Raw genomic sequence first — 20,371 nt, 5'->3', positions numbered from 1 at the left:
TTCGAGACTTGGTGCCTGGCACTACGGCAGTGAACACCACTGTCACCGATACCCCCGGTACCGACAACACAACGACTGTCACGCTGACTGCCCCAAGTGTCGTTAATGAAGGTGGCCAGATCACCTACACCGCGACCTTGAGCAATAAGGCCGGTACTGACGTCACGTTGAAACTCGACAACGGCTCAAGCATCACCATCAAAGCTGGCGACACTGTCGGCACTGTGACCATTCCAGCACCTACCGATGACGTGTTCATCGATAAGAGCACCCAGACGGTCAAGATCACCGACGCTTCCGGCGGCAACTTCGAAAAGCTCGAAGTGGCAGGCAACGGCGCAACCACCACCATCAACGACACCATCGACAAGGTCGATGTGGTCCTGACCGCTACCACCACCGTCGGTGAAGGCGGCAATATCGTTTACACCGCAAGCCTTGTGGATAAGAACGGCGCCCCGGTGACTAACATCACCAATCCGCTGACCGTCACCCTGGACAACGGCGAGACCATCACCATCGGTGTGAATCAGTCGAGCGGCACTGTTTCGGTCTTGGCACCGGATGACGTCTACAAAGGCGATCAAACCGTCACTACTGCTATCAGCGGCGTGACCGGCGGCGATCACTTTGAAAATCTGATTCCAGGTACCGATAAAGTCACCACGACTGTCACTGACACTCCGGGCACCGATAACACTACGACTGTCACGTTGACCGCGCCAAACGCAGTGAGCGAAGGTGGCCAGATCACCTACACCGCAACTTTGAGCAACAAGGCCGGCACCGACGTCACCTTGAAGTTGGATAACGGCTCGTCGATCACCATCAAAGCGGGCGACACGGTCGGCACTGTGACCGTCCCTGCGCCTACCGATGACGTGTTCATCGATAAGAGCACCCAAACGGTCAAGATCACCGAGACCACTGGCGGCAACTTCGAAAAACTCGAAGTGGCAGGCAACGGCGCAACCACCACCATCAACGACACCATCGACAAGGTCGATGTGGTCCTGACCGCCACCACCACTGTTGGAGAAGGCGGCAATATCGTTTACACCGCAAGCCTTGTGGATAAGAACGGCGCGCCAGTAACCAACATTACTAACCCATTGACTGTCACTTTGGACAATGGCGAGACCATCACCATCGGTGTGAATCAGTCGAGCGGCACTGTTTCGGTCTTGGCACCGGATGACGTCTACAAAGGCGATCAAACCGTCACCACCGCTATCAAAGGCGTCACTGGCGGCGAGCACTTCGAGAACCTGGTCCCGGGCACTACGGCGGTGAACACTACCGTTACGGATACACCGGGTACCGACAACACTACGACTGTAACGTTGACTGCGCCGAGTGCTGTCAACGAAGGTGGCCAAATCACCTATACCGCTACCTTGAGCAACAAGGCCGGTACCGACGTCACGTTGAAACTCGACAACGGCTCAAGCATTACCATCAAAGCTGGCGACACCGTCGGCACCGTGACCGTCCCTGCGCCTACCGATGACGTGTTCATCGATAAGAGCACCCAGACCGTCAAGATCACCGAAACCACGGGCGGCAACTTCGAGAAGTTGGAAGTTGCAGGCAATGGTGCGACCACCACGATCAACGACACCATCGACAAGGTGGACGTAGTTCTGACCGCCACCACCACCGTCGGTGAAGGCGGCAACATCGTCTACACCGCCAGCCTTGTGGATAAAAACGGCGCGCCGGTGACCAACATCACCAACCCGCTGACCGTGACCTTGGATAACGGTAAAACCATCACCATCGGCGTGAACGAATCGAGCGCTAGCGTTTCGGTTATTGCTCCTGATGATGTGTACAAAGGCGATCAAACCGTCACCACCGCCATCAAAGGCGTCACTGGCGGCGAGCACTTCGAGAACTTGGTGCCTGGCACTACGGCAGTGAACACCACTGTCACCGATACCCCCGGTACCGACAACACAACGACTGTCACGCTGACTGCCCCAAGTGTCGTTAATGAAGGTGGCCAGATCACCTACACCGCGACCTTGAGCAACAAGGCCGGTACTGACGTCACGTTGAAGCTGGATAACGGTTCTTCGATTACCATCAAAGCTGGCGACACCGTCGGCACTGTGACTGTGCCTGCTCCTACCGATGACGTGTTTATCGATAAGAGCACTCAAACCGTCAAGATTACTGACGCTTCCGGCGGCAACTTCGAAAAACTCGAAGTGGCAGGCAACGGTGCAACGACCGCGATCAACGACACCATCGACAAAGTCGATGTGGTTCTGACGGCCACCACCACCGTTGGCGAAGGCGGCAATATCGTCTACACCGCCAGCCTTGTGGATAAAAACGGCGCGCCGGTGACCAACATCACCAACCCGCTGACCGTGACCTTGGATAACGGTAAAACCATCACCATCGGCGTGAACGAATCGAGCGCTAGCGTTTCGGTTATTGCTCCTGATGATGTGTACAAAGGCGATCAAACCGTCACCACCGCCATCAAAGGCGTCACTGGCGGCGAGCACTTCGAGAACTTGGTGCCTGGCACTACGGCAGTGAACACCACTGTCACCGATACCCCCGGTACCGACAACACAACGACTGTCACGCTGACTGCCCCAAGTGTCGTTAATGAAGGTGGCCAGATCACCTACACCGCGACCTTGAGCAATAAGGCCGGTACTGACGTCACATTGAAACTCGACAACGGCTCAAGCATCACCATCAAAGCTGGCGACACTGTCGGCACTGTGACCATTCCAGCACCTACCGATGACGTGTTCATCGATAAGAGCACCCAGACGGTCAAGATCACCGACGCTTCCGGCGGCAACTTCGAAAAGCTCGAAGTGGCAGGCAACGGCGCAACCACCACCATCAACGACACCATCGACAAGGTCGATGTGGTCCTGACCGCTACCACCACCGTCGGTGAAGGCGGCAATATCGTTTACACCGCAAGCCTTGTGGATAAGAACGGCGCCCCGGTGACTAACATCACCAATCCGCTGACCGTCACCCTGGACAACGGCGAGACCATCACCATCGGTGTGAATCAGTCGAGCGGCACTGTTTCGGTCTTGGCACCGGATGACGTCTACAAAGGCGATCAGACCGTCACCACCGCTATCAAGGGTGTGACCGGCGGCGAGCACTTTGAAAATCTGGTTCCAGGTACTACGTCAGTAAACACCACCGTTACGGACACACCGGGTACCGACAACACCACTACCGTGACGCTGACAGCTCCGTCCGAAGCGAACGAAGGTGGTCAAATTACGTACACCGCTACGCTTTCGAATAAAGCGGGCACTGACGTCACCTTGAAGTTGGATAACGGTTCGTCGATCACCATTAAAGCGGGCGACACCGTCGGCACTGTGACTGTGCCTGCGCCTACCGATGACGTGTTCATCGACAAGAGCACCCAGACCGTTCAAATCACCGAAACCACCGGCGGCAACTTCGAAAAACTGGAAGTTGCGGGCAACGGCGCCACCACCACGATCAACGACACCATCGACAAGGTCGATGTGGTCCTGACCGCTACCACCACCGTCGGTGAAGGCGGCAATATCGTCTACACCGCCAGCCTTGTGGATAAGAACGGTGCACCGGTGACTAACATCACCAATCCGCTGACTGTCACTTTGGATAACGGCCAGAGCATCACTATTGGTGTGAACCAAAGCAGCGGTTCTATCTCGGTTTTGGCACCGGATGACGTGTATAAGGGCGACCAGACCGTCACTACCGCCATTACTGGTGTCACTGGCGGCGAGCACTTCGAGAACTTGGTGCCGGGCACTACGGCGGTGAACACCACTGTCACCGATACACCGGGCACCGACAACACTACGACTGTCACGCTGACCGCGCCGAGTGCAGTGAACGAAGGTGGCCAGATCACCTACACCGCGACCTTGAGCAATAAGGCCGGTACTGACGTCACGTTGAAACTCGACAACGGCTCAAGCATCACCATCAAAGCTGGCGACACTGTCGGCACTGTGACCATTCCAGCACCTACCGATGACGTGTTCATCGATAAGAGCACCCAGACGGTCAAGATCACCGACGCTTCCGGCGGCAACTTCGAAAAGCTCGAAGTGGCAGGCAACGGCGCAACCACCACGATCAACGACACCATCGACAAGGTCGATGTGGTCCTGACCGCCACCACCACCGTCGGTGAAGGCGGCAATATCGTTTACACCGCAAGCCTTGTGGATAAGAACGGCGCCCCGGTGACTAACATCACCAACCCGCTGACCGTCACCCTGGACAACGGCGAGACCATCACCATCGGTGTGAATCAGTCGAGCGGCACTGTTTCGGTCTTGGCACCGGATGACGTCTACAAAGGCGATCAAACCGTCACTACTGCTATCAGCGGCGTGACCGGCGGCGATCACTTTGAAAATCTGATTCCAGGTACCGATAAAGTCACCACGACTGTCACTGACACTCCGGGCACCGATAACACTACGACTGTCACGTTGACCGCGCCAAACGCAGTGAGCGAAGGTGGCCAGATCACCTACACCGCAACTTTGAGCAACAAGGCCGGCACCGACGTCACCTTGAAGTTGGATAACGGCTCGTCGATCACCATCAAAGCGGGCGACACGGTCGGCACCGTGACCGTGCCCGCACCGAGCGATGACGTGTTCATCGACAAGAGCACGCAGACGGTCAAGATCACCGACGCTTCCGGCGGCAACTTCGAAAAACTGGAAGTTGCAGGCAATGGCGCAACCACCACCATCAACGACACCATCGATAAAGTCGACGTGGTTCTGACCGCCACGACTACCGTGGGCGAAGGCGGCAATATCGTCTACACCGCCAGCCTGGTGGATAAAAACGGTGCGCCGGTGACCAACATCACCAACCCGCTCACCGTGACATTGGATAACGGCAAAACCATCACCATCGGCGTTAACGAATCGAGCGCTAGCGTTTCGGTTATTGCTCCTGATGATGTGTACAAAGGCGACCAGACTGTCACCACCGCGATCAAGGGTGTGACGGGCGGCGAGCATTTTGAAAACCTGGTACCGGGCACTGCGGCGGTAAACACCACCGTCACCGATACCCCCGGCACTGACAACACCACGACTGTCACACTGACTGCACCAAGTGCTGTCAACGAAGGTGGTCAAATTACGTACACCGCCACGCTTTCCAACAAAGCGGGCACTGACGTTACCTTGAAGTTGGATAACGGCTCGTCGATCACCATCAAAGCGGGCGACACCGTCAGCACCCTGACTGTGCCTGCTCCTACCGATGACGTGTTTATCGATAAGAGCACTCAAACCGTCAAGATTACTGACGCTTCCGGCGGCAACTTCGAAAAACTCGAAGTGGCAGGCAACGGTGCAACGACCGCGATCAACGACACCATCGACAAAGTCGATGTGGTTCTGACGGCCACCACCACCGTTGGCGAAGGCGGCAATATCGTCTACACCGCCAGCCTGGTGGATAAAAACGGCGCCCCGGTGACCAACATCACCAACCCATTGATCGTCACCCTCGATAACGGCAAGACCATCACCATCGGTGTAAACCAATCGAGCGGTAGCGTTTCGGTTATTGCTCCTGATGATGTGTACAAGGGCGATCAGACCGTCACCACCGCTATCAAAGGCGTGACAGGTGGCGAGCACTTCGAAAACCTGGTCCCTGGCACGACGGCGGTGAACACCACCGTTACGGACACACCGGGTACTGATAACACCACCACCGTTACGCTGACAGCGCCAAGTGCCGTTAACGAAGGTGGCCAGATCACCTATACCGCTACCTTGAGCAACAAGGCCGGTACTGACGTCACGCTGAAACTCGACAACGGCTCAAGCATTACCATCAAGGCTGGCGACACCGTCGGCACCGTGACCGTCCCTGCACCTACCGATGACGTGTTCATCGATAAGAGCACCCAGACCGTCAAGATCACCGAGACCACTGGCGGCAACTTCGAAAAACTCGAAGTCGCAGGCAACGGCGCAACGACCACGATCAACGACACCATCGATAAAGTCGATGTAGTCCTGACCGCCACGACTACCGTGGGCGAAGGCGGCAACATCGTCTACACCGCCAGCCTTGTGGATAAGAACGGCGCGCCGGTGACCAACATCACCAACCCATTGATCGTCACCCTCGATAACGGCAAGACCATCACCATCGGCGTGAATCAGTCGAGCGGCTCCATTACCACCGTAGCGCCTAACGACGTCTACAAAGGCGACCAGACCGTCACCACCGCCATCAAAGGCGTGACCGGCGGCGAGCATTTCGAAAACCTGGTCCCTGGCACTACCGCAGTAAATACCACCGTCACCGACACGCCGGGCACCACCGACCTGACCACCGTCACCCTGACCGCCCCGACGGCTGTCAACGAAGGCGGCCAGATCACTTACACCGCTACCTTGAACAACAAGGCCGGCAGCGACATGGTGGTCCAGCTCGATAACGGTTCGAGCATCACCATCAAGCAAGGCGCGACCGTGGGCACGGTGACCGTCCCTGCGCCGACTGATGATGTGTTCATCGACAAGAGCACCCAGACCGTCAACATCACCGGCACTACCGGCGGCAATTTCGAGGGTGTGAGCATCACACCGGGCGGCGCCACGACTACCATCAACGACACCATCGACGACGTGACTGTGGTGCTCAAAGCCACTGGTTCTGTCAGCGAAGGCGGGCAGATCGTGTACACCGCGTCCCTGGTCGACAAGAACGGCGTGGCGGTGAACAACGTTGGCTCAGACCTGGTCGTCAAGCTGGATAACGGCTCGACCATTACCATCGGCAATGGCAAGTCCACCAGCTTCACCACCGCCACAGCACCTAACGATGCGTATGTCGGCGCCAATGACGTCACCACCAAAATCACGGGTGTGGTCAGCGGTGGCGACAAGTACGAACACTTGATCGTCGACGGCAGCACCGTGGTCACCAAAGTGACCGATGTGGTCAGCAACACCACCATCAGCATTACCGGCGATGCGTCGGTGACTGAAGGCGGTACGGCGCACTACACGCTGACCCTGAGCAACCCGCCGCAAACCGACGTGACCGTGACGCTCAAGTACAGCGGCACCGCTACCGACGGTTCGGACTTCAATGGCGTGTACACCGTGAAGATCCCGGCAGGCTCCAGCAGCGTACCGTTTGATATCCGCACGCTCGACGACAAGATCACCGAGCCGACGGAAAATATCGTCATCACCATCGACAAGACCACTGGCGGCAACTTCGAAAACCTGGTGGTCGGCAATGGCAGTGTTACCACCAACATCATCGACAATGATGCGCCGCCGGTCATCGACCTGGATGCCAACAACTCCAGCGGCGCCAGCGGTGCGGACTTCAAGACCACCTTCACCGAAGGCGGCACCGGTGTGTCAATTGCTGACACTGACATCAAGATCACCGACCCGGACAGCACCCAACTGACCGGCGCCACCGTGGTATTGACCAACAGCCAGCCAGGCGACTCGCTGAACTTCAGCGGCGTGACAGGCATCAACGTGACCCCGACCACCGACCCTGTGACCGGTAAAATCACCTTGACCCTGACCGGCACGGCGTCGCTGGCCGACTACATGCAGCAGATCAAGAACATCACGTTCACCAACAACAGCCACGACCCAAGCACCACGCCACGCACCATTACCGTGAGCGTGACCGATGGCGGCAACTACTCCAACGTTGCCACCACCACCGTCAACGTGGTGGCGGTCAATAATGCGCCGGTGGCGACTGGCGGTGCCGTAACCGGCACTGAAGACACCGCGCTGGCCCTCACCTGGGCCAACTTCGGCGTGACCGATGTGGACTCGCCGCAAGCCAGCCTGGGGGTGAAAATCACCGAGCTGCCAGTCGCCGGCAAATTGCAGTTCCTGGCAGCGGATGGCAGTACCTGGACCAACGTGACCAACGGCCAGACCTTCACCAAGGCCCAGATCGACGGCGGCCAGTTGCGCTTTATGCCTAACGCCAACGAATCCGGCGCCGATGGTTACGGCGGCACCGGTGTGGGCAACAAGCAAGCGGACTACGCACAGTTCAAGTTCCAGCCAACCGATGGCAAGGACCTGGGCACCAGCGCCACGGTGAAAGTCGATATCACACCGGTAGCCGACGCGCCGACCCTGAGCGTGGCAGACAACAACGTTGCCTCCACCGGCCTGGTCAAACAGGGCTGGAACAGCATTGCCGGCCTCGGCAACAACGGCAACGGCGCTGCACCGGACGTGCTGAAAAAAGCCATCGATAACGCGGGCACGCCGAACAACACCTCGGTGGTGACCAACGTCGAATCTGTCGACAACGTCACCGCCGGCTCTGGTTCCAAGATTTCCGGCCTGATCTACATGGAAGCGGGCAAGAGCTACACCTTCAGCGGCATCGCCGATGACAGCGTGGTGGTCAACGTTGGCGGTAAAGACGTGGCCAGCGGCTTGTGGGGCACCAACAGCGGCAAGTTCAGCGGCTCGTTCACGCCAACCACCACCGGTTACTACAGCCTTGAGATCTACCAGGCCAACCAAGCGGGGCCTGGCAGCTTTGACGTCAACCTGTCGATCAACGGCGGGGCGGTGCAGAACCTGAGCACCAGCACCGTGCCGTTGTACACCGGCCTTACCGACCTGACCAACGCCGGCGTCACCGTGTCCGACCTGCATGGCAGCAACGGTGACGGTTACTACGTGGGTTACAAGCTCAACGAAGGCCAGGAAAACGGCACGGTCAAACTGTCCAAGGTCACCACCGCACTGACCGATACCGACGGCTCGGAAACCTTGAGCGTGAAGGTCAGTGGCATTCCGGCAGGTTCGGTACTCACCGACGCGTCGGGCCACACCTTTACCGCAAGTAAGACCGTGGGTGAAGTCAACGTCACCGGCTGGGACCTGAACACGCTGAGCATCAAGCCGCCGACCTACTACAGCGGCCAGTTCAACCTGACGGTCACCTCGACCTCCACCGAAAGCATTGGTGGTTCGGCGACTACCACCGCGCAATTGCCAGTCACGGTGCATCCGGCAACCTACAACCCGGTAACCGGCACTTCGGGCAGCGACACCATCAATGGCAGCGATGGCAACGACATCGTCGTGGCCGACGTCGCCGGCCTGAACGTGGTGCAGGGCAAGAACTACAACATCGCGTTCATGATCGATACGTCGGGCAGTATGGGCGCGAACTCGATAGCGGCGGCGAAAGCCTCGCTGACCACCACGTTCAACTCGCTGAAAAACAGTATCGGCTCCAGCACCTCTGGCACGGTGAACATCTTCCTGGCTGACTTCAGTGACCAGGTCAATCGCACGGTCACAGTCAACCTGAAAGACCCAGGTGCGTTGGATTCGCTGCAGAAAGTCCTGGATTCCATGGTATCTACCGGCGGGACCAACTACGAAGACGTGTTCAAGGCCGCGTCCAACTTCTTCAAAAGTGCCCAGGCGACTGGCAACACAGACGCAATCAACACAACGTACTTCATCACCGATGGTCAACCGACGTTTTACCAGGCGGCCGAGCAGACCAACCCGTACTTGTACGGCAACGTCAGGCTTGATGATGTCGTCACCATGAACAACTACACCATAGGTACCGCCACCCGGATCAACATCGACTCGAGTCATTTAATTGATATCGACTCTGCTGGCAAGGTAACCCTGTGGACCAACAACTGGTGGGGCTGGACGCAGTCCAACCCTGGAACAATCCATGCCCAAGGGGATGGCACCTATGAAATATCCGTACAAGGCGGCCTCGGGTACGATACCGACTACTCCACCACCCTCAACTCCAACAGCGCGTTCGCACTGCTCAAAGGCCTGTCCACAGGTGGTGTAGAAGCCATCGGCCTCAACAGCGGGGTCAGCTTGAACCAGCTGGCTCCGTACGACAGCGATGGCAAGCCGCAAGCCAACATCGATCCGAAGGACCTGGCCAACGCGATCCTCGGCCACACCGAGGCGACGTTGCCTGGCGCAGACACCGTCATCGGGGGCGATGGCAACGACATCCTGTTCGGCGACCTGGTGAGCTTCAGCGGGATCAACGGTGAGGGCTACAACGCACTGCAGGCATTTGTGGCGCAGAAGACCGGCGTGACCGTCTCTTCGGTGACCGCCTCTAACGTTCACCAGTACGTTACCGAGCATTACGTGGACTTCGACGTCTCCGGCGCCAAGGACGCCAACGACACGCTGCTGGGCGGCGCTGGCGATGACATCCTGTTCGGCCAGGGCGGCAACGACCTGCTGGACGGCGGCAAAGGCAATGACATCCTGTTGGGCGGCACCGGCAACGACACGCTGATCGGCGGCCAGGGCAACGACATCCTGATTGGTGGTTCGGGTGCCGACACCTTTGTGTGGAAGGCGGGTGACATCGGCAACGATGTGATCAAGGACTTCAAGGCCTCGGAAGGCGACCGCATTGATCTGCGTGATTTGTTGAAAGGTGAGACTGACAGCACCATCGACAACTACCTGAAGATCACCACGGTAGATGGCGTGTCGACCCTGCAAGTCAGCAGCGAAGGCAAGCTCAACGCCGCCGGTGGCCTGGCCAATGCCGATGTGACCATCAAGCTGGAAGGCAATGATTGGTCCCATGTCAGCATCAACTCGCTGATCACTGGCGCCGACCCTACCATCAAGATCGACCATAGCTAAGATGCAATGGATCGGCCGCCTTCCCGGGCGGCCGATTTTTTTTGCCTTATGGGCCGCTGGCCCTGGCGGGCGGTGCGTCGCATACTCACGCTCATACACGCAGCGTTGACCTATGCTGTTGAACGCATGTGGCTCATATTCGAGGGGTTCTTATGTTTTACGTGCAACGTGATGCACTGGGCGCGCTGATTCGCGTAGAGGCGGCCGCCTTTACCGAGTCCACCGAAACCCTGCCGGCCGATCACCATGAGATCCAGGCCTGGTACGCCAACGAAGTGGTGGAAACCAGCCTGGCCCAACTCAAGCAGAGCGACCTGGAGATGATCCGGGTGCTGGATGACTTGATCCAGGTGCTGACCCGCAAAGGCGTCATCAGCGTGACCGACCTGCCGCCGGCGGCACAGGCCAAGTTGATGGACCGTAACCACGCGCGGGAAGCGTTGGGTGGGTTGAGCCAGTTGATTGATGATGACGAGAAAGGACTGATCTGAGCCCTGACGCCGAACCTTTATTCAAATGTGGGAGGGGGCAAGCCCCCTCCCACATTTGAATGTCCTGATGTCAGTGTGATTTCCAGGGCGCAGGCTCGCCAAACAGCTGGCCCTGCACACCAAAAATCCCCATCTCGCGAATGACCTTCAGCTCGCCCTCGGTCTCCACACGTTCGGCAATCAACGGCAGATCGATGCTGTGGGCTGCACGCTGGATGGCTTCGATAAACAGACGCTTGTCACTTTCCTGGTCGATGTCGCGAATGTAGCTGCCATCGATCTTCAGGTAGGCCAGGCCCAGGCGTGCCAGGTTGCCGATCATGCTGAACCGCCCACCAAAACGCTGCAGGCTGAGGGAAAAACCCAGCTCGCGCAGGCGGTGGGTAATCTGTTCCAGCACCGGCTGCTCGGGGAGTTGCTCTTCACCAATCTCCAGGGTGAGGCGTGAGCCCAGGTTGCTGTGCTGGCGCAGCAGGTCATAAATCCGATTCAGGGCCTGGGTATCCTGGAACGTTGCGGCCGAGAGGTTCAGCGCCAGGTTATGGTTGTGGCTGGCCATCTGCTTGAGGACTTGTTCCAGCATCAAACGGTCCAGGCGGGCCGACCAGCCGAAGCGCTCGAGCCACGGCAGAAAGCGCCCGGCCGGTATCGTGTGGCCTTCCTCGTCCTGCAGGCGCGACAGTACTTTGTAATGCAAGACCAATTGTGGGTCCTGGCTGGCGACGACCGGCTGGAAGTACAGCTGGAAGCGCTGCTGGGTCAGGGCCTGGTCCAATAATGTGTGCCAGGCATGGTGATCGTCACCGACGCTGGCGGCGGCGCTGCTGTCCAGGCACACCCAACTGGTATCGCCCTGCGCTTCGGCCTGGGCCAGCGCCTGATCGGCGAGGGTCAGCAGTGCTTGTGGCGCATCGCCATGGCTGAACGGCGCCAGGCCGATATAGGCCACCGGCATCACATCGCTGGCGCCGGTCGCCTGCAAGCTGAGCAAGGTGCTTTCCAGGTTCTGCGCCAATTGCAGCGCTTCTTCACGCATCAGTCCCGGTGCCAGCACAGCGAATTCGCCGCCGCGGATACGGGTAACGAGGTTATGGGTTTCCGGGTACGGCTCGCACTGACGCAGCAGTTGTTGGCCGACCGCTTGCAGCAATTGGTCGGTGCGCTGGCCGCCCAGGCGTTGGTTGAGGCCGGCAAGGTCCTTGACCCGCAGTAGCAGCAAGTAACCGGAGTTGGTGTCTTCCGGGTTACTGACACGGGCGTTGAGCTGCATTTCGAAATAACGCCGGTTAGCGAGGCCGGTGAGGTTGTCCTGATAGGACTCGGTGCGCAGTTTTTCGCTGCGTTCGGCCTGTTCCTGGAACAACGCCTTGAGCTTTTCCACCATCTGGTTCATGGCTTGCACCACTCGCCGCAGTTCCGGCGTGCGAGGCAGGTCGGGCAGGCTGAGGAATTCTCGGCGGGCAATCGCGTGGGACTGTTTGACCATGTAGTCCAACGGCTTCAATTGCCGGCGCAGTAACAGCCCACCGAGCACCACACTGACCGCACCGCACAGCAGTAGCCAGCCCAGGCTACCCAAGGCGCTTTGCCAGAGCTTGGCCAGGGCGAACATTGGATGGCTGACCACTTCGACTCGCGCCGCCTGCTCCCAGCCACGGCTAACCAGCGCATCACCACCTGCCGGCTCCAGGCCGATCAACTTTACGAACCAGTTGGGCACGCCGTTGTTATCAGGAATGCCGCTGCGCTCGACGATGGTTTTATCCGTCGCCAGGTCCACCACACGGATGCTGGCGTAGTAGCCGCTGTCGAAGATCGAGCTGACCAGCAGCTCCACCATGGCTGGGTCGTCGATATTGGGGGTCAACGACAGCGCCAACGCCGTCGCGGCATCCTGAGCATGGGAGCGCAGCTGGTTGACGTATTGGGTGCGCGAGCTTTCCAGGCTGACCATGAAACTGCCGCTGAAGGCGACCACCAGGAACAGACAGATTGCGATCAATAGTTGTTTGAACAGAGACATCCGATCAGTTACTCCTAGTTGGCAGGCTCGGCTGGGAAGCCTTCCGCACGCATTTTTTTCAACACATCCTGCCAGCGCGACAAGCGTTTGGTATCACCGATTTTCTTGTTGCCCTTGGCGCCGGGCAAGTACAAGCCCTCGGCGTTGAATGAATACACCGGGACCAAATCGGTGCGGCGGGTAGCCGGCAGGATTTCGTCCATCAGGCTGTCGAGCACCAGCGGGATAGCGTCAGGCGTCGAATAATAGGTCAGAACCATGTGCGCGCGATTCTGCCGCAAAGCCTTGACGTAGGTAATGCGTAATTTGTCGCTGGACACACCCAGATGACGCAAACTGAAATACTTTGCGATCGCGTAGTCTTCACAGTCACCGGCCCCCTTCCAAAGGGCCTCGACGGGCGTCTCCCAATAATCGACAGCGTGCCAGAGGTCGATGTCTTCCACGTAGGTCATTTGCTTGTTGAAGAACAAATTCACGACCTTGAGCTGCTCCGGCTCGCTGACCTGTTTTTGGCTCGCCAATAGCCGCTGCCAGGCGTCGATACGCTGCTGCCCTTCGCCGAGCGGCCCGTACACGGCGGTAGCCTTGCGGCTGATCTGAGAGAAATCCCAATCGGCACGCAGCCCGCCAAGCATCAAGCCGGCCAACAGAATTGCTGATAACAGCCAGCAAAGAACTCGATAGGGAATAAAACTTACCGCCAAGGCGTTCTGTCCATGAAAGAGACGGAATTTCGAGGAATGGTGAAGCCTGGCCCTACAAAAAACAATGGCACAGTGCAATCATTCATAGGAGGACCGAGTTTATAACCGCCCCTTGTGGGAGACACAAAGTATGCTGTGTAAGCCCTTACAAACGGAAACTTTGGCTGTTTGACAAGCGCTTGGGCCGTCTTTAGTGTGCATTGGATCCAATTGACCACACTATTATTCAAGAAAGGAGGATAGCGTAACCGTGACGCAGAAGCCGAACCCTTTAAGCAGCATCAAAATAAGCGGGCCTATTCCCGCCCATCTTGCTCGCGCCGTCATTGAAGAAACGTTGCGCAACGCCATCCTCGATGGGCGATTACCCTGTGGCACCGCGATGCGCCAGCAGGAACTGGCGAGTCTGTTCGGCGTCAGCCGTATGCCCGTGCGCGAAGCCTTGCGCCAACTGGAGGCGCAATCCCTGCTGCATGTGGTGACCCACAAGGGGGCCGTGGTGGCGCCGTTGATCGAGGACAATTCGGCTGAGACCTATGCACTGCGCATGTTGCTCGAATCTGAAGCCCTGCGCTTGTCGATCCCGTTGCTCAGTGACGCCGACCTTGCCGAGGCCGAGGCCTGTATCAATGCGCTGGAATGTGAGAAAGACTACAGAGAGATTGGCCGCCTCAATCGCCTGTTTCACATGGTCTTGTACGGCAAGGCCCCCAATCAGCGACTGCTCGATCTGGTGGAGCACGGGCTGAATGAAGAGGAACGCTTTCTGCGCTTCAATCTTGAAGCGATGGGATTGGGCGAAACGTCTCAGGAGGATCACCGTGAACTGTTGAGCCTGGTGGCGCAGAAAAAGATCGACGAGAGCATTCTGACGCTGCGTAATCACTTGATGCGCGGTATGGAAGTGATCGCTAACTACCTCAAGGGTCTCGAAAGCGCCGACAAAAAAGTCGCGCAATAGGGCCTTCATTACTCGCTGATCATTACACTATGCGGGGTAACTTTCCATCAGGAAAGTTACCATAATGACAGGCAGTAAAACTTACAAGGCTACTAACACCGAGGAACTCTCCCACACTTAAACAACCCGTTGCTCCTGCAACAGCTTGCGGACAAAACATCTAATACTTTTATAATCCGCCCCTAACGTTTAATCAGCTTATTATCTTCGCCCGACCAACCGCACCCCTTCAATCCACTGGGCACAACTCTATCAAGAGTTGCGCTATCTGCGCGGCCTTGACTAAACGTTACACTTCCAACACAACTAAAAAAATCCCAACACTGCTTTTAGAGCACTTGCAACAACTTATAGGCGTCAACCATGCATCAACATTTTATCGAACAAAGAAAACAAAAACTTTTCGGCCATCCGTTATTTATAGAAATAACCTCACTCGCCAAGTTGCGATACTTTATGGAGCACCATGTATTCGCCGTTTGGGACTTCATGACTCTGACCAAGCGCCTGCAACAAGACCTGACGTGCACTCAAATCCCCTGGCTCCCTCCCGCAGACCCCCACGCTGCCCGCTTGATCAATGAAATTGTGCTGGGCGAGGAATCGGATGAGCATCCAACACGCGGCCATTGCAGTCATTTCGAGCTTTACCTGGACGCCATGACAGAGGTAGGCGCCAACACCGCCGCCATCACACGCCTCATTGATCTGCAGCATCAGGGCGTGGAAGCCAGCGCGGCTTTGCAGATGATCGATGCGCCGCGTGGCGTGGTGCAATTTGTCGACAGCACATTGCAAATCGCGCTCAGTGCGCCCACCCACTGTGTGGCGGCGGCCTTCCTGCATGGACGCGAGAGTGTCATTCCCTCGATGTTTGAAGGCTTGATGCACAGCAACGCGTTCATTGAGCGTGAAACACCTACCTTCTTCCACTACCTCAACCGCCATATCGAAGTGGACAGCCACGACCATGGGCCAGCGGCAGAACAGTTGCTCCAGCGTTTGATCGGCACAGATCCGCTTCGCCAGAAACAAGCCGATAACACCGCCCTTGGCGCCGTGGAGCGCCGTATTATGTTCTGGGACAGTGTGCTGGCTACGCTGCAAGAGGTTCGCCCATGAACGCCGTCAATTACCAATCCTTTGCCGATGATTGGGAGCGTCGCGCTACCATCCGCACACGCCCCCGACGCGTACTGGAAAACGACGGCAAACTCATCTTTCCCCTGTGCCGCCAACCGCTGGTGCTGAGTGCAACTTTCCTTGAACACTGCCCGCAGTGGCGCAACTTCGTGCTGACGCAAAGCTTCTATAAATTCGTCAATGATGTGGTGATCTTCGAAACCGAAATCGTCGACAAGACCGCTCGCAGCATCGCGAAAAACCGCTTCTCCCTGCCCTTCCCACTCGCTTGCCGCTACGACGCGATGACGGTCGTTGTGGACGAGGATTACCACGCGTTGGTCGCGCTGGATTTTCTTCAGCAAGCCGTGGAAATGACCGGGATCGAACCGCTCAATCTACCCGGGCAAATTGAATTGAGCCGCGCGCTACCGGCAGCGCAGGCAAAGGTGCCGGCGCACTTGCACGATGCCGTTGAATTAATCGTCGTGGCCATTGCTGAAAATACCGTTACCCATGATGTGGCAGCGTTCTCAAAAGACGCCAGCGTCAAATCGTCTGTGCGCGGCCTGATGGCCGATCACCTGTTCGATGAGGGCCGTCATGCGCGGTTCTGGGCTCAGTTGGTGCGTATTTACTGGCAGTCGGCAACCCCGCAAGATCGCGACAGCATCGCTCAAGCGCTGCCTGTTTTCCTGGCGCGCTACCTGACCAACGATCTGCAACAAGACTTCGACCTGCAACTGATCGAACACCTGGACATCAGTGCCGATACTCGTCTTGCGCTACGTCATGAAATCCATGCGCTGGATTTTCCCATCACCCACCAACATCCACTGGTGGCCAATATCATGGGGTTGCTGCGCCACAGCGGTGTACTGCAAACGCCCAGCGTCGCCCAGGCATTGAGCGCCTACCTGCCGGTACCAGGGAGGTTGGCATGCGGCGTTTAAAGATCGCGTGGAGTACCTCCAGCAAAGCCCTGGACGAGCTCAAGCAAGTGCTGGAGCAATACGGCCATATCGCAGGAGCAGGGTCTGTCGACCTGATAATCGAAGATGGGGGGCAGCCGCTGCCGCCATTGCCAACCGACGTGCCATGGATAAGCCTGCGCGTGGGTATCGGCCCGCTATCCGAGCACGGGCTGCCCTCGCTGCAGTTGCGCTGCTATGACCGCGAGCGCCGCCTGTTGGCTGTGCAGGGCGTCGCCGAGGAACCCAGCGGCAACGGCCAGCGATTACACCAGCAGGCAACGCACGCATTGGTGGAGTGGGCAGCTTGGTTGGTCTGTGGTTTTTCAAGGGATCCAGGTTATTTCTCTATAGCCGCTACCGCTAACGACTGGCCCGAACAGGGCCTGCAAGGGCTGGAAGCAGTGGCATTCATGCATCGGTTCAACCGCACGACAGACCCGGCCTTACTGCGGGCAGCCCAGATGCCCATGATTGAAGCGCTACAGGCCAGTCTTGAGACCTTCGCGAATCGAACAGCGTTGAATATCGCGGGGGGCATGCTGACTTATCAGCAACTTCATCGCCATGCCATAGCGATCCAGCAACGCCTGCTTCCCTTGCTGGGAGGCGTGCAAGCACCACGGGTGATCGGCGTGTGCCTGGAAAAATCCACCGAGCTGTATGCAAGTATTCTTGCGGTGCTGGGTTGCGGCTGTGTGTATTTGCCGTTGGCCCCGGATCACCCGGTGCAGCGTCAGCGCAGCATGTTGGAAAGCCTCCAGGCCTTTGTGCTGCTGGATAACGGTCATCATCCTTTGCGAGATGGCTTCGCGTCCCTTGATGTCAGCCAAATCGCTGTGCACGACGTCGACGCGATACAACCGCTGATGCGCCATCACCCCCTTGCCGACGAGCCTTGCATGGCCTTGTTCACGTCGGGGACCACCGGCCAGCCCAAGTGTGTACTCCTGAGCCACTACAATCTGGCGCATTTCAGCGCGTGGCTCACAACCTGTGTGGGGTTGGATCAACACAGTCGCGTCCTGCAGTTTTCGCCACTGGGCTTCGACTCGTCATTGATCGATATTTTCCCGGCCTTGATCGCCGGCGCTGAATTGATTGTCCCCAGCGCAGATCAACGTCACGACCCTCACCAACTGGTAGAGCTGATTCGCCAGCAACGCATCAGTCATGGATTTCTGCCACCGGCGCTGCTCAGCATTCTGCCGCTGGATAAGCCACTGGGCCTTACTCACTTGCTGACCGGCGGCGATTTCTGCGAGCCCTATGTGATCGAACAACTGGCGGGGCAATGCCAGTTGCATAACCTTTATGGGCCCACCGAGACCACGGTGTTGGCAACACACCGGGTATTCCAACAAGGTGATAGCCATCGCAACATCGGCTACCCCATCGCCAACAGCCAGGTGTTAATCCTCGACGAAAACCTGCAACCGGTGGATGAACAGGTCACGGGCGATTTGTACATTGCCGGTCCAGGCGTCAGCCTCGGCTATTGGAATGCACCGCCGCAACCCGACAGTCCATTCGTTAGGCTGAGGCTGCCGAATGGACAGGTTCTCAAGGCTTACCGCAGCGGCGATTTGGCGAAATGGACGCAAGATGGCATCGAGCTCGGCGGGCGTCGGGATGATCAAGTCAAGATCCGTGGCTTTAGAGTCGAGCCTCAGGAGATTGAGCAGTGCCTGCGCAACAGTCGATTGTTTCGCCAAGTGGCAGTGGTGATCGATCCGACGCACAGAGTCATAGGTTTTGCCGCCCAGCCCGAACCCGGCGCTACGCTGCAGAGCCTGAAGGAACATGCCCGGCAGTGGTTGCCTGTACATATGCAGCCGGTCGCCTGGAGCGAGTTGGCCTGTATGCCCGGTACGAGTAACGGCAAGGTCGATCGGAAGGCATTATTGGCCCTGCCAATATCCACGCTGGCCGGGGCGACTCGCAACCCTGTACAAACACCTCTGCAGGAACAGTTGGTGGACTTATGGGCAGAGTTGTTGGCCTTATCCGCAGGCGAAATTTCGATCGATGACAGTTTCTTCAACCTCGGCGGCCACTCCATCCTGTTGTCGAGCCTATTGTTGCGCCTGCGTGAGCAGTTTGGTCGTAGCTTCTGCCTGAGCCCCTTTTTCGAGACACCGACCATCCGCACGTTGGCCGCACTGATGGACGGCGGGGCGCTGCCTGATACCCCTACCCACCGGATGGAAAAAGATGCAGCAAGAATGCTGGGGATCGAGGTGCTGCCTGATACCCGCATGGGTGACCCACGCAAAGCGATCGTCACCGGGGCGAACAGTTTTGTCGGGGTACATATCGTCCAAGCGCTACTGGCCGGCGGGGCGCTGGAAGTAGCGTGTCTGGTGCGGGAACTGCCCGGGCATTCAGCGGCGGCGCGATTCACCCAGGCACTGCGGGAATACCGCCTGGAACATTTGGACCTGAGCCGAGTGCGGGTGTATGCCGCTGACATGCGCGAACCCCGCCTGGGCTTGGCCGGCAATGTGTATGACTATCTTGCCCGTCATTATGGTGTGCTGGTGCATAACGCCGCACAGGTCAATCATGTACTGGATTATGCGTCACTCGCCAGAGACAACGTCGAGCCGGTGTTTGAGTGCCTGCGCCTCTGCGAGACCCACTGTAAGAAGGTCCTTAACTTCATCTCGACGCTGTCGGCCTGCAGCAGCGTGGACGCCGATGGGCACGTCCTTGAATCGCCCGCCGGGCGCGCGCAGCCGCTGTATGTGAAAAATGGCTACAACCTCTCGAAATGGGTAGCTGAGCGATTGTTGGGAAGGGCCGTCGAACAAGGGGCCTGGGTCAATATTCATCGGCCGGGAAATATCAGTTTCAACAGCCAGAACGGAGTCTGCCAACCTCAGAAGAACCGCCTGATGCTGATGCTCAAGGGGTCTCTGCAATTGGGGCTGGTCCCCCGGTTGGAGGTGAACTTCGATCTGATGCCGGTGGATTTCCTGGCCGGCTTCATAGCCTTCCACAGCGCCCAATTTGCCTTTGGGCGAAACGTGTTCAACCTGCACAACCCACAGCCCTTGAGCTGGGATAAGTACCTCGACGCATTCAGCCAGGCCGGGCACGCCTTCGACCGGGTAAGCGTTGAAGACTGGCAGCAGGCGCTGCGAACGGTTGGCCGTGATAACGCGTTGTTCGGTGTGCTGGGTTTCTACCTGGACGAACTGGACGAAGACATCGGCGATACGTCGATGATCCGTTACGACAATGCCCGATGGGGTCTGGAAAGAATGGGTATGGACTATCCGTCAAAGAGCCCGGCGCTGTTACGCAAAGGCTGTGATTACCTCAGGGCCATCAGCTTCCTCTGAACAGCTTCAGAAATTGCCGACAACACTACTGCGCCAATCAGCA

The 20,371-nt window shown here is 57.8% G+C and carries 8 protein-coding genes; 6 read left to right on the top strand and 2 right to left on the bottom strand.

The window, feature by feature from the left end; translation table 11 throughout:
* On the top strand, positions 1-10,706 hold a 10,706-nt coding region (locus tag PSEBG33_RS29875), incomplete at its 5' end, for an immunoglobulin-like domain-containing protein (protein WP_420066305.1).
* Positions 10,707-10,858: 152 nt separating this feature from the next.
* On the top strand, positions 10,859-11,197 hold the full coding sequence (locus tag PSEBG33_RS26055) for a hypothetical protein (RefSeq protein ID WP_005783528.1): 339 nt from the start codon (positions 10,859-10,861) through the stop codon (positions 11,195-11,197).
* A gap of 70 nt (positions 11,198-11,267) precedes the next feature.
* Here PSEBG33_RS26055 and lapD read toward each other — a convergent pair whose 3' ends face one another.
* Both lapD and lapG read right to left on the bottom strand, forming a co-directional pair.
* Positions 11,268-13,220, bottom strand: coding sequence for a cyclic di-GMP receptor LapD (lapD, locus tag PSEBG33_RS26060; protein WP_005783526.1), 1,953 nt, complete (start codon positions 13,218-13,220; stop codon positions 11,268-11,270).
* Between the two features lie 14 nt (positions 13,221-13,234).
* Positions 13,235-13,858, bottom strand: a complete 624-nt coding sequence (gene lapG, locus PSEBG33_RS26065; protein WP_413817833.1) for a cysteine protease LapG — start codon at positions 13,856-13,858, stop codon at positions 13,235-13,237.
* Between the two features lie 319 nt (positions 13,859-14,177).
* Here lapG and PSEBG33_RS26070 point away from each other — a divergent pair, with 319 nt between their 5' ends.
* From PSEBG33_RS26070 to PSEBG33_RS26085, 4 genes are all read left to right on the top strand, one after another.
* Entirely contained in the window at positions 14,178-14,888 is a 711-nt protein-coding gene (locus PSEBG33_RS26070; RefSeq protein ID WP_005783523.1) for a GntR family transcriptional regulator, read from the top strand.
* Between the two features lie 363 nt (positions 14,889-15,251).
* Positions 15,252-16,010 (top strand): DUF3050 domain-containing protein, encoded by a 759-nt coding sequence (locus tag PSEBG33_RS26075; protein ID WP_005783521.1) that lies wholly within the window; start codon positions 15,252-15,254, stop codon positions 16,008-16,010.
* Complete coding sequence (locus tag PSEBG33_RS26080) at positions 16,007-16,963, top strand: diiron oxygenase (protein ID WP_005783519.1); 957 nt, start codon at positions 16,007-16,009, stop codon at positions 16,961-16,963. Before PSEBG33_RS26075 ends, PSEBG33_RS26080 begins: the two co-directional genes overlap by 4 nt.
* Positions 16,951-20,328: an amino acid adenylation domain-containing protein gene (locus PSEBG33_RS26085; protein WP_005783518.1), complete on the top strand. Its 3,378-nt coding sequence runs from the start codon at positions 16,951-16,953 to the stop codon at positions 20,326-20,328. The genes PSEBG33_RS26080 and PSEBG33_RS26085 overlap by 13 nt, the downstream gene beginning before the upstream one ends.
* The last annotated feature ends 43 nt before the right edge of the window (positions 20,329-20,371 follow it).

Source organism: Pseudomonas synxantha BG33R (genome assembly GCF_000263715.2).
Classification (GTDB): domain Bacteria; phylum Pseudomonadota; class Gammaproteobacteria; order Pseudomonadales; family Pseudomonadaceae; genus Aquipseudomonas; species Aquipseudomonas synxantha_A.
Note: the sequence above shows the minus strand (reverse complement) of the source record. Positions and strands in the feature narration are given on the sequence as shown.

Bases quoted from the DNA above. Each gene is read 5' to 3' on its own strand.
- PSEBG33_RS26075 (WP_005783521.1), top strand. From the start codon at position 15,252: ATGCATCAACATTTTATCGAACAAAGAAAACAAAAACTTTTCGGCCAT.
- PSEBG33_RS26080 (WP_005783519.1), top strand. From the start codon at position 16,007: ATGAACGCCGTCAATTACCAATCCTTTGCCGATGATTGGGAGCGTCGC.
- lapD (WP_005783526.1), bottom strand. From the start codon at position 13,220: ATGTCTCTGTTCAAACAACTATTGATCGCAATCTGTCTGTTCCTGGTG.
- PSEBG33_RS26085 (WP_005783518.1), top strand. From the start codon at position 16,951: ATGCGGCGTTTAAAGATCGCGTGGAGTACCTCCAGCAAAGCCCTGGAC.
- lapG (WP_413817833.1), bottom strand. From the start codon at position 13,858: ATGCTTGGCGGGCTGCGTGCCGATTGGGATTTCTCTCAGATCAGCCGC.
- PSEBG33_RS26055 (WP_005783528.1), top strand. From the start codon at position 10,859: ATGTTTTACGTGCAACGTGATGCACTGGGCGCGCTGATTCGCGTAGAG.